7 protein-coding genes are annotated in these 12,370 nt (G+C 58.7%); 5 read left to right on the forward strand and 2 right to left on the reverse strand.

The genetic code is table 11. The features are described 5' to 3' along the window. Window positions 1-15 precede the first annotated feature (15 nt). On the forward strand, window positions 16-1,923 hold the full coding sequence (locus tag CKA38_RS14940) for an LptA/OstA family protein (RefSeq protein WP_108826283.1): 1,908 nt from the start codon (window positions 16-18) through the stop codon (window positions 1,921-1,923). Window positions 1,924-2,209: 286 nt separating this feature from the next. Next, window positions 2,210-7,027 (forward strand): autotransporter outer membrane beta-barrel domain-containing protein, encoded by a 4,818-nt coding sequence (locus tag CKA38_RS14945; protein ID WP_108826284.1) that lies wholly within the window; start codon window positions 2,210-2,212, stop codon window positions 7,025-7,027. A 9-nt stretch (window positions 7,028-7,036) separates the two neighbouring features. Here CKA38_RS14945 and CKA38_RS14950 read toward each other — a convergent pair whose 3' ends face one another. Together CKA38_RS14950 and CKA38_RS14955 are read right to left on the reverse strand one after the other, a co-directional pair. Then, the gene (locus CKA38_RS14950; RefSeq protein ID WP_108826285.1) at window positions 7,037-8,344 is read right to left on the reverse strand and encodes a type II toxin-antitoxin system HipA family toxin; all 1,308 of its coding nucleotides are present in this window, start codon (window positions 8,342-8,344) and stop codon (window positions 7,037-7,039) included. After that, window positions 8,341-8,739, reverse strand: coding sequence for a helix-turn-helix transcriptional regulator (locus CKA38_RS14955; protein ID WP_108826286.1), 399 nt, complete (start codon window positions 8,737-8,739; stop codon window positions 8,341-8,343). The genes CKA38_RS14950 and CKA38_RS14955 overlap by 4 nt, the downstream gene beginning before the upstream one ends. 306 nt (window positions 8,740-9,045) lie before the next feature. Between CKA38_RS14955 and CKA38_RS14960 the strand changes: the two genes are divergently transcribed. The 3 genes from CKA38_RS14960 to CKA38_RS16795 are packed head-to-tail and all read left to right on the forward strand — an operon-like array spanning window position 9,046 to window position 12,351. Next, the gene (locus CKA38_RS14960; protein ID WP_108826627.1) at window positions 9,046-10,605 is read left to right on the forward strand and encodes an adenylosuccinate synthetase; all 1,560 of its coding nucleotides are present in this window, start codon (window positions 9,046-9,048) and stop codon (window positions 10,603-10,605) included. 37 nt (window positions 10,606-10,642) lie between these two features. Next, entirely contained in the window at window positions 10,643-11,845 is a 1,203-nt protein-coding gene (locus CKA38_RS14965) for a phospholipase D-like domain-containing protein (protein WP_108826287.1), read from the forward strand. Beyond that, window positions 11,809-12,351, forward strand: coding sequence for a phospholipase D-like domain-containing protein (locus tag CKA38_RS16795; RefSeq protein WP_108826288.1), 543 nt, complete (start codon window positions 11,809-11,811; stop codon window positions 12,349-12,351). The genes CKA38_RS14965 and CKA38_RS16795 overlap by 37 nt, the downstream gene beginning before the upstream one ends. The last annotated feature ends 19 nt before the right edge of the window (window positions 12,352-12,370 follow it).

The raw sequence follows: 12,370 nt of genomic DNA on the forward strand, positions 1-12,370 counted from the left end.
TCCGAAACAACGCGCGTGCGCGCCCTTCTCACAGCACTCCTGTTTTCCGCCCTCGCCGCCGGTGTTTTTGCCGGCGCCGGGGGCAGAAGCATTTTCGCAAACGTCCCGGTCAAGAATCCCCGGTATCCCGCGTTCAACGACGCCGGGCACCGCACATCGCTTATCTCCGGGGAACAGGCCACCATCATCAATACCCGCCAGATCGACATCGGCCGGCTCGAATTCATCCAATACCCCGGGGACGGAAGCGCCCGTGTCGTGACCCGCATGACAGCGCCCGTGGCAAGTGTGTTCGAGTTCGACTCGCCGGCACCGAGAATCGAGGGAAAAGAAAATGTCCGCCTCGCACGCGAGGACGAACTCGACGTGACGGGCGAGGACTGGGCCTATGATCATGCGCGGCAAAAACTCACGATAAACAAAAACGCCCGCATCCTCTACAAAGCCCCGCTCAAAAACATCCTCGGCCGTTCCGCCACCGATCAACCGGCTTCCCAAAATCCCCCATCCGCACTCGAGCCCGACGAGACGCTCGTCACCGCCGATTCGCTCGCGCTCACACAAAACGAAACGAACGGCACAACCCTGGCCGTCCTCAACGGCAACGTCGTCATCACCTCGGTCGACGGCCTGCGCCTTGCCTGTGATCACCTCGAAATCACCGCCGCGCGCCTCCGCGACAAAGACCCCGCGCTCACACCGCTCGACAAATTCCAGCTTCTCGTCGCCACCGGCAATGTCCGCCTCACCCAAGGCGCACGCACGGTCACTTGCGGACGCGCCGATGTTTTTCCGCGTGAGGACCGCATCACGCTCACACAAAACGCCGTCGTCACCGACACTGAACTCAAGATCACCGCCGCCGGCGACCCGCTCGTCCTCCACCGCGCCGACCGCCGCATCGAAGGCAAAACCGGACGATTCATCCTCCCGCCCTGGCAGGCAACCGGCACGGAACCGCGCGTGGAAAATGCCAAATTGGAAAACACGGTCATCACCGCCGGCAACTTTGTCATGAGGGAGGCACCCGACGGTCTCACCCACGCCAATCTCGATGAAAACGTAACTGTCGCCGCCACGGACACCCGGCTCACCTGCGATCACCTCGTGCTTGCCGTCACACCGCAGAAACAACCCGCTCCCGACGCACCCGCGCCAAAAATCGCACCGCTGCAACATTTCCTCGCCATCGGCAACGTCCACCTCGCCCAAGCCAGCCGCGAAGCGACCGGCGGCCAGGCCGAAATCCTGCCGAATGAGGATAAAATCATACTCACCCAAAACCCCGTGCTCATCGATCACGAGGCATCCGCAACCGCCTCGGCGGATATTTTCACGCTTCAACGGCTCGAACGCCGCCTGACCGCCGAAAACAATGTCCGCATCACCCTTCCCCCGATCAAGGACCTCAGCGCAAACACGCCCCAGGGCCCCGCAGCCTCGCCCGACATCGACACGGTTGTCACCAGCCGGACGCTCACCATGTGGACAACTCCCGACGAACTGTCGCACGCCGTTTTTGACGGGGACGTCCACCTCGAGGGAACGAATCTCGACCTCGCCTGCAACCACCTGACGGTTGACGCAGATCCACGCAAGACCGGGGCACCGCCTCAACCGCCGAAACCGGATTCAACGCTCGACCCCAAACTGCAAACCATCGCCTCCAAGATTCTCCTGCTGGTTGCGACGGGGGATGTGCGATTCAAACAGCTTTCACGCGAAGTCACAAGCGGTCGCGCCGAGATCATTCCCGCCGAGGATCGCATCACGCTCACGGAAAATCCAGTCATCATAGATCGCTCGAATCCGGACGAAACAGTCACCTTCAGCAGCGAAAAACTCACGCTCATCCGCGGCGAGGAAAACATTGAGGGAGAAAAAATAAAAATCACCCGCACCACGACAAAACCGCAACCGTAGCGCCCAACCGTCAAATCCCCGTCAATCGGACGCGATACATTTTTTTGATTTTGCAATATCGCGGGGTGCGTCACGAAAAATGTTGTGACGAAAAATACTTGAAAAGTGGTTGCGATTAGTGGGATGTAGTTAAGCCATGAGTGGCTTTAGCAGCCTTTGACAACTTGGGCGGTCATTTATTTCTCTCTTTGCTCTAACCTAATTCATCCAATCCAACATAATTGTGCGAAAACTCCGGCTATAACGGCACCGGTGCCACCCACAAAATTTTGAACTCCTTTCCTACATGAAAACCTCATTGAACAATCCGCGGACCTTTTTCGCCGCGATATTCCTGACAGCATGCGCGCTTTCACCGTTGCGCGCGGATGAAGCCCAATGGCAGGGCACCGGCACGGGTGACTGGAGCCGGCCCGAAAACTGGACGCCCGCAGCGCCCAGCGCCACCGGCACGGCCTACATCGACAACAGCGGCACGGCCGTGGTCGCCAATTCCACGTTTGAGGTTGGCGGCATTGTTGTGGGAAGCAATGGCGCGGGCGGATTGATCCTTGGCACCGACGCGGTTGTCACGGCCACAGCCCCGGCGGCGGGAAATTTATACATCGGCGAAAATGCCGGCGGCAACGGCTCGCTGGTAATGTGGAGCAACGCCTCGCTTGAAACACTCCACGCCACGATTGGTTCCGACGGGACAGGCTCGGTGTCGCTGCACAACAACGCCTCGCTCAAAACCGACGGCGCCCACATCGGCTTGAACGCCGGCGCGGTCGGCACGGTGTCTGTTGACGGCAACGCGACATGGGACGCGGGCACTCTCCATATCGGCGGCTCCAGCAGCGCCGCGGGCAGCTGGGGAACGGGACAGTTGACCATTCAAGGCAGTGGTGCGGTAACGAGCTCCGACAATATAATCGGCGCGGGAGTTGACGGAAGCGGTGAAGTCAAGGTGTCGGGCAACGGCCAGTGGACCATCGGCACTGCATTGACTGTCGGCGATTATGGCAGCGGTCTTTTGGAGATCAGGAACAATGGCAAGGTGGTCAGCGGGACGGAGTCCGCTCTCTCGAGCGCATATCTCATCGGTTTCGATGCAGCCGGGACAGTATCCATTTACGACAATGGCATTTGGGACATGACCGAAGCCGATGTCATAACACACGAGTTTGCAATCGGCGGTTCGTCGAATGGCACGCTGAACATCAACGACCAAGGCTCGGTCATTTTCCCCGGTGTGATCGCACTCGGAAATTACAGCACGGGCGTGGGCACGATCAACTTGAACGGCGGCGTGCTGGAAGTCGCCGGACTTGAAAAAAAGGCCGGCGCGGCTGTGGTCAGTTTCAACAGCGGCACGATTCGCGCGGCCGCGGATTCGGCAGATTTTATCTCGGGGATTTCGTATGTCAGCATCCTCAACGGGGGCGCGGGCGTTGATACCAACGGCCATAACGTTATCATCGGCACCAATTTCATCGGCAGCGGCGGACTGATAAAAACGGGCGCTGGTTCGCTCACCTTTTCCTCGGCGCAATCCTACTCGGGAACAACGACCATCAAGGCCGGCGTGATCACGGCGGGCGTCGCGAACATAATCATAAACAGCGCCGCGCTCGTGGTTGACGGCACATTCAACCTCAACGGCTACGACCAGCAAGTGGGCGACCTGTCCGGCGCGTCGTCAGGCGTGCTTTCGGGCATCGGCAAATTAACCGTGAACAACTCGGAGGACAGCACTTATTCCGGCGCCCTCAAAATCACGGGCACACTGGTCAAGGCGGGATCGGGCACGCTGACCATGGATGGAAACACCGCCGCCGCGGATTTCGGAGGTTTGGTGTCAGTAACCGCGGGCCAGCTAAATATCGCCTCAAACAACGCCCTCGGCGCCGGCACGATTGACAACGGCAGCGTCATTGAAATCGCCGACGGCGTGACCGTGTTCAGCAACACCATCACCGGCGCGGGCATCACCGAAGTGAGCTCCTCCGGCGTGAACCTAACCGGCACGCAAACAAATTACGCGGGCACTTGGAATATCACCGGAAGCGGCACAGTGGCCTCGCAAGAAAACCTCGGCGCGGACGCCACCGTCGAAATCGAAACCGACGGAAGCCTGACGCTCAAGACAGCCACCGCGGGAAATTTCCAGTGGAGCAACACCCTGCGGGGCAGCGGCACATTGACCGTGAATCTCACCGGCACGTCGGACGTTTTCAGCATGAACACCACGACGACCGGAGCCGGTTTCCAAGGCGCGGTGGAATTGAAAAACAGCGCCTATGTCATAGACGATTCGACGGAAGCTCTGCTCGCAAACGCGACCCTTTCACTGGGCACAGGCAACGCCACCCAAATCGCGGCAAGCTCCGGCACACGCCAGATCGGCGGCATCACACTTGACGGCGGCTTGCTGCAATTCGGCGAAGTCGAACCGATGGCGGGTCAGGTCGAAACCGTGTTGAAGACAGGCACCCTCACTGTCGGCTCCGGCAGCATCCAAGTGGGCTTCAAAGAGCCCGGATTGATCCCGAGCGGCACAGATCTCACGGCGCTGGAAGGCACGCCGTTGCTGAAGCAGGACGACGGCGACGTGCTCATGAAATTGATCGAGGCCGACTGGGCCTCCGGCAACGCCGCCAATCTTGTCATCCACGACGGAAACGGCGCGGTGGTCAGCAATTCACACAGCATCAACCTTTCGCACGACGGCGTGACGACAGACGCCGTCGCCACTTACGACTATGTGGCAAGCACCGGTGCCTCGAGCGACGGCCTCTATATTTCCTACGGGCTGAAACAACTTGATATCCTCGACGGACGCACGATGGTTCTCGATCACGACGACGGCACCGCCGCCGGTTCGACGCTGAACACAAAAATCACAGGCGACGGCAGCCTCGACATAAAGGCCACCGATTGGATCATGCTCAGCAACGCGGAAAGCGATTACACCGGCACCACGAGCGTGAGCAGCGGCACGCTCCGGCTTGGTGCAAATGGAGCATTGGGGCAGACCTCCATGCTCGCGATTGAAGACGGCGCCGCGTTCGACGCCGGCAACTTCGCCCAGGAAATCGGTGCCCTCAACGCCAAGGAAAACTCGATCCTCGCGCTCAACAGCGGCACGCTGCAACTCAATGCCGACAGCGAAATCCGTGGCACCGTCACCGGCAGCACGAGCGCAAACCTCGTCGTCAACTCCTCCACGCTCGCCGTTTACGGCGCAAACGCCGATCTGCATTCCCAAATCACCATCAATGCGGATTCCGCCGCGCTTCTTGACAATGCGGGCGGTCTCGGTGACGGCATCATCGAGTTTACCGACAGCACCGGAAGCCTGACCATTTCGAACACCGCAAGCGGCACGCTCGAGAACACACTCGTTGGCAGCGGACGCTTGATTAAGGAAGGCGCAAACACACTGACCATTGCGCAAGCCAACAGCGACTTTGAAGGCGCCGTGGACATCAACGAGGGCCGTTTGCTCGCCACGCACATCTCCGCCCTGAACATCGCAACCGTCAACGTGGGCACCGACGCCATCTACGAACTCTCGGGCGTGAACGGCACGCTCTCCAACACGGTCGCCGGCTCGGGCACGCTCGCACTCACAAACAATGCCGCCGTCACAATCACCCGTGCCAACACCATCGCCTCGACACTCGGTGTCGATATGAACAACGCCCGGCTCATCGCCGCCGCGACCGGCATGAGCCTTGGAAATGTTTACATGAACAGCAGCCGGCTAAGCTTCGCCGCGGGCACTCCAAAAACAATGACGATAGCCCGGCTCGACGGCGTGGACTCGATTCTCTCCCTCAATGTCGATTTCGATGAGGTGAGGCGGCTTGCCACCGGAAAAACCTGGACCGTGATTGATGGCGGTCTAGCGGGCGATTACTTGCAAATCAGCGAAAACGCATCCGGCGTGTTCGGCGTCAACATCGTGTCCACAGGCCAAGCCCCCGCCGAGGGCTCCTATGTGGAACTGATCAACTTCACCGGCGCGGCGGGAGACGACACCGCGCAGTATCACCTCGTCGATATTTATGGAAACCAGATCGACGAACTCGATCTCGGTCTCAACAAATTCGTCTTGATAAAGGGCACTGAGAACACCGGGCTGCTCAACGACAACGCATGGTATTTGCAGGACACTGGACAATCGAGCGTTGTCGACGCCGCCATCGCCGCCGCGGCCATGCTCGGCAGGGATTGGAATTACGCAATGGACTCCATGCACCAGCGCATGGGCGAAATCCGCATGGAACGCGAAGCGCTTGCCCCCAACGCCGCCAACAAGGGCAACATCTGGCTGCGCGGACGAGGCTATCAACTGAATGCGGACGCGGACATGAGCGGACGCTCCTACACGCAATACGGCTACGGCGTCACCGCGGGCGGGGATCGCGCTTTCAACACCGAAAACGCAACATGGCTCCTCGGCGTGTTTGCCGACGTCGGCGCGGTTGATCTCGATCTTGACAACAGCGGCGAAAGCCAAAGTCGCACGGTGGCATTCGGCGTGTATGGCAGCTGGTTGCACAAAAGCGGCTGGTATGCCGACGCCATCATCAAGGGCGGGCACCAAGAGCAAACCATCGACGCCAAGAGCCCGAACGGCCATGTGACCAACGGCGAGGACAACACCAACATGGGCGGAATCTCTGTCGAAATTGGCCGCCGCTTCAACTGGAGCAACGGCTGGTGGCTTGAACCTTCCGTGCAGGCGTCGATGTCATGGTTTGGAAAAGCGGAATATGAAACCACGTCCACAGTGAGCGCGTTCGATATAAACATGGAGTCGTTGCGTTCGCAGCAATACCGCGTCGGCATCCGCACGGGCCGCCAATTCCGTGACACAAAGTGGCATCCCTACGGAAAACTGGCCGCCGCAAAAGTGAGCAGCAGCGGCGGGCTCGTGGAGATACTTGACCGGGAGTTCACGCCCGATTGCGAGGGCTGGCGTTTCGAGGTCGGTCTCGGCGCCATGTATCGCCTCACCGACATCAGCCAAGTGTATTTGGAATATGAATACGCGACCGCCGACAACTACGACCGTCCATGGGCGTTCAACCTCGGCTACCGCGTGCTCTGGTAATCCGCGACACTACGCGAACTTTTTTATTCGCAAGTTTTGTTGAATGTGTTTCCGCCACACGGCGGAAACACCGGCTTGCTTCGCAAAATCAGGCCACTTGGAGACGGCAGCGCGCACTTCGTCGATAATCGTCTCGGCGCGCCCGCGTTTCATGATCGCGTTTCGCGCGCACGCCCTGAAATCGGCCAAGGTGAAACCGTCGCGCTTGCCGTTCATTGTCATCTGATGCTGCGATGTCCAGTCGCCGTCTGGATTGTAACTAAACGTCAGGTCAAACGCCGGTGAAAGTGTCCAGCGCCCGGCTTTGTTCATGAGAAAGGCGATGTTTTTCACATGGTCGTCCTGATTGCGCGCGATGATGTTGAAAACCATGCGCCGGAATTGCTCCTCGACCGAGTCTGTTTGCATACCGAGTATTCGTATCACTTGCAGCGCCTGTTCATACGAATAGGCTCCCGCGCTGTTAAAATCATAATGAGCCATCGCGCAGAGCGACTGCATGTGAAGCTTTCCGCCGCCGGGCAGCCGGTCAAAACGGCGCGTCATGAAATGGCGGCGTCCATGCTCCTCCAGCAAACGGCATTCGCTCATGGCTATGCCCGCCTCGCGAGCCATTAGTGAATACGCATACTCAATCGCGCCGTAACCTTTTGGGTCGGCGAGTTCCTTGTCGCGGTTGTTTGAGACACCATCGAATTTGAGCAACCAATATTCGAAACCGTCACCTGCGCCGACCTGGCCTGAACGCACTTCGTTGGTGAGGGGATTCCAAGCGATGACCGCCTTGGCGCGCGCGCCGCCCGCGGATGTTCCGACCCTCAAAATGTCCTTGAGCGACTGTGCGCGTTTTCCATCGGAGAATGTGCCCTTCAAATCATTGCGATGCTGGAGCACTTCGGAGGCGAGTTTTACCAGCGCGTCGATTTCGATTTTTTTCGCCGCGCGCGTCACGGGGCCGACCACCGGCGCAAATTCAAGCGCCCCCATGCCGCGCCCCCCCGTGTAACAAAGGCGTTCAACGGCATTGAACGAGTCCGGCGTCCGACCCTGCGTGGCAAGCCATGCGTTGATGAGCGCGTTGCCAAATTTGTCCGGCAGCGAGTCTGCCAGCATTCCCGGCAATCCATGAAATGTCCGCCATGGCAAATTGGGAAAACTATAAATGCGATCACTCAATGGCATCACAATGGGAGCAACTTGAATGCCGCTTTCAATGAATGTGCGCTCGTATTCAAAACCCGCCACCTCCGTCGGGCCATTTACTGAAACCGCGCCGATGGTGCGCCCCCATAGCTTCACTTCCGCGATCGTTGTCATGTGTCGTCTCCCCATGTCCAGTTGCTGGGTTTTGGCTCTTCCAGCAGAAACTGCCCGGCGGTGCGATTGGGCTCGGAATACCTTGCCGAATCGGGGCGCGGTCGTGCGCGCTTACGCTGACGGCCCCTCAATTTCAATTGCGCCATCGGGCTCGGCGGTAATTCAGGAATCAGATCGTTGAAACGCTCGATCAGTCCCAAGACACGGCAGACGCGAATGAGCGCTACTAGTTGTGACGAGCCTCCGTTTTCCATCCGTTCCAATGTGCGTTTGGACACGCCCGCAAACTTCGCAAGTTGTGCTTGTGTCATATTTTCAGAGAGGCGTGTTTGCGCCAGCCTGTGCCCAAGTGTTTTGAGAATTGGTTGATCGGACATGTTTTGTTCGATTTTCATTCTTCGCACAATTTGGCGAAAAATATCATTTATGTCAATATATTCGTCAAAAAGAGCGATTTATTATCATTAACATAATTCGCTATAATTGTCGGCTTATATCGATTTATGGCATTTTTTCGCCATTTTTCGCGATTATCATAATATTGAATTAAATTTTTTCTTTTTCCAATTGGCGATTACCGGGGCTTTTTCTTGGTCGAGGGTATCGAGTCTTTTATGGTTGCCGAAATGCGCGTCGTCTTCTTTCTGCTTCTCTGCAACAGGGGAACGCTCATGTGACTCCGGTTGCGCGAAACATCAACCATGTCACTTCTCCCATTCTCAAGCCAGCTCATCGCTGATGTCGGCATTTCCTTTGGCGACGAGGGCAAAGGCCGTCTCATTCCCGAACTCGCCAGTGAACTGCGTGGCACCCCCGCCGCGGTTTCCGTGGTGCTTAAGGTCAACGGCGGCGCAAACTCCGGGCACACCGCCGCCGGCATCAAGCTCAATCTTCTGCCTGCCGGCGTCGTCGAGCGCGAAATCGCGCACTTGGCAATCGGCTGCGGGGTTGTCGCCGATCCGCGCAAGGTCTGGTGGGAGGCGCTCCCGCTTGAAAAAAAGGGCTACCCCACCCTTTCGCGCCTGCTCATCGACGAACGCGCGATGGTTTCCGACTTCACGCACCGCCTGCTTGATCTCGCGTGGGAGGATTACCGATCCAACGTTCTTCGCGAGGAGCCGCGCGGTTCCACCGGACGCGGCATCACGCCCGCATTCTGCGACGAAACCGGCCAGTGGCAGATCACCTTCGCCGACTTTCTGGCTTCGCCCAACGACTACCGTAAAAAACTCGCCCAGCGCGCAGATCGCGCCTGCCGCACCATCCAGCACGTCTGCCAAGTCAGCGCCGCCACATGGGATTCGTTTTTCGAAAAACTGACCGCTGCCGAACGCCGCGCCAACGCCGAGGCCATAGAACTCGGTGTTTTCTCTGCAGGCGAATTTGATTTCAATCGATTCAAAGGCTCCGCGCCCTTCACCCTCAATCTCGACGCGCTCGCCGACACCTATTGGCACGCCGGCTCCTCACTCGCAAAAAATATCGGCGAGGTTCGCGAGCTCATCCGCAGCGAGGTTCGCGCCGGACGCACCATCATTGGCGAATTCGGCCAGTCTTACTGGCTCGACAAACGCCACGGCTTCTCGCCCAACGTCACTGCGTCGCACACTTTCTCGCCGGAGTTTTTCGAGAGCGCCGGCATTCCACTCCAGCGCATCCATACCTTCGGCGTCGCCAAGGCCTACGACACCAAGGTCGGCACTCACACCTTCATAACGCAAATGGACGACGCGCACCCGCTCGCCGCCAAACTCAAGCAAATCGAATTTGGCACCAGCACCGGACGCCAGCGCATGGTTGGTTGGTTTGACGCCGTTGAAAAAGGCGACGCGCTCCGCTACGGCGGCTATCAAGATCTCATGATCAACAAGGCCGACGCGCTCACCCATGACGGTGATTGGCTCGGTGATCTCCTTATTTGCACCGCCTACGAGGACGCGTCCGGCAAACGCTATCATCACGTCCCCCGCAACGAGGCCATCCGCCGCGCCCTTCGTCCCGTCTACACAAAACACGCGGGGTGGACCGAGGACATTTCGAAAATCCGAAGCTTCGCCGATCTTCCAGAAAACGCCCGTCACTACGTCGCAGCAATGTATCGAACCACGATCGAGGTCGCGTTCCACGGCGATTACGGCAACGACCTTTCGCGCATTCCCGCCTCCGCGCTGCCCAACTTCCGCTACCTCGGTGTCGGCCCGGAACCCTCGCAACTCATCAAGGATATCCCCACTGCGACGGAGCTGCTCAAACTTACCTGAGTTTACTCACGCGCTTCCGCCCTCGCATGCCCGCACCGTGTTCGCCGCGCACAACAGCACAAAAGTAAAAAAGCGCAGAGACACTGTTTCGCGTTTTTTTCTTATCGGCGGCAACACACACGGCGCGGGCATAGCCTTCCTTCTCACGCTATTTCTGCTTCTGGCCAGCGGTTGCTCGAGTGTTCGGAAAAATTACGCCAAGGTCGCCTCAGAGGCGCTGCCCCCGCCTCCGCACACGATCAACACAAGGCACATCGCCGAGCAACTCGCCATGCAGCCCGAGGGACATTCCGGCTTCCGGCTCCTCGCACTCGGCACCGAGGCGCTCACCGCCCGCATCGCACTCGCTGACCAGGCCGCCAGTTCGCTCGATGTCCAATATTACATGATTCACGACGACTCCACCGGTCGCCTCGTCATCAAGCACATCCTGGCCGCCGCCGACCGTGGCGTGCGCGTGCGCGTGCTTATCGACGACATTCATGTGATCGGCAACGACCGCAATATCCTTGCCATCGACACGCATCCCAATGTCGAGGTCCGCATCTTCAACCCCTTCAAAATTCGAAAAAGCCTCGCGCTCGGCCTTGCCACCCAGTTCCTCTTCGATGGGCGCCGTCTCAACCGGCGCATGCACAACAAATCCTTCATCGCCGACAACCAGGTCGCGATCATCGGAGGGCGCAACATCGGCGACGAATATTTCGACGCCCGGCAAGACATGAACTTCCGCGACCTCGATGTTCTCGCCGTCGGCCCCATCGTCGCCCAGATCAGCCAAAGTTTCGACGATTTCTGGAACAGCGACGCCGCCTACCCGCTCGTAGCATTTTACGATCAAGACAAAGCCTCCAAAAAACTAATCGCCCTTCGCGCCACCCTTGAAAAGAACGCGCGCGATTACCCCTCGACTGAAAATATCCGCGTCCTATTCTCCCCGACCTTCGCCATTGACGACGACCCCGACGACCTCTTCGAAGACGATCTGACCGAATCCCATGCAGAAACACCCCACCCTCGGCGCTTCAACTGGTGCTGGGCGCCCGCGCAACTCATCGCCGACGATCCCGGCAAGGCAAACCCCTACGACGCCCCAAAAAAAGGCCCGCACATCGGCGAAAAACTCGCCGAAATCATCACCACCGCCAATGAGGAACTCCTTCTCATCTCCCCTACCTTGTCCCCCGTCCCCAAGGGGTGGAAATGTTCGGCAATCTCGTCAAACGCGGCGTCGACGTAAAACTTCTCACCAACTCGCTCGCCTCCACCGATGTCGCCATCGTGCATGCCGGCTACGCCCGTTACCGCGCCCCGCTCATTGATGCCGGCGTCCAGCTTTACGAGCTTCGGGTCATTCCGTCCTCAACTAAAAAACGATTCTTCCGGGGCAAACGCACCGGCATCAGCCTCCACGCAAAAGCCTTTGTCATCGACCGACGCATTACCTTCATCGGCTCCATGAACATCGACCCCCGCTCCGAACTCCTCAACACCGAGATGGGCGTGCTGGTCGAAAGCCCCGAACTCTCCCGCGAACTCGCCGCATTCTTCAACGAGGCCATTGAGCCCGATAGCAGCTACCAAGTCCGCATCACCAAGCCCGACACCGAAGGCAACCGCAAACTCTACTGGACCGGCACCCCCGACGGCAAACCCGCCACCTACAACACCGACCCCAACGCCAGCGTCTGGCGCCGCGTGAAAACCACGCTCCTCCGCATCTTTCCCATTGAGGGCCTCCTCTAAATTTAGCACCTCGCCTGAA

Origin of the sequence: Ereboglobus luteus (assembly GCF_003096195.1) — a bacterium.
Taxonomy (GTDB): domain Bacteria; phylum Verrucomicrobiota; class Verrucomicrobiia; order Opitutales; family Opitutaceae; genus Ereboglobus; species Ereboglobus luteus.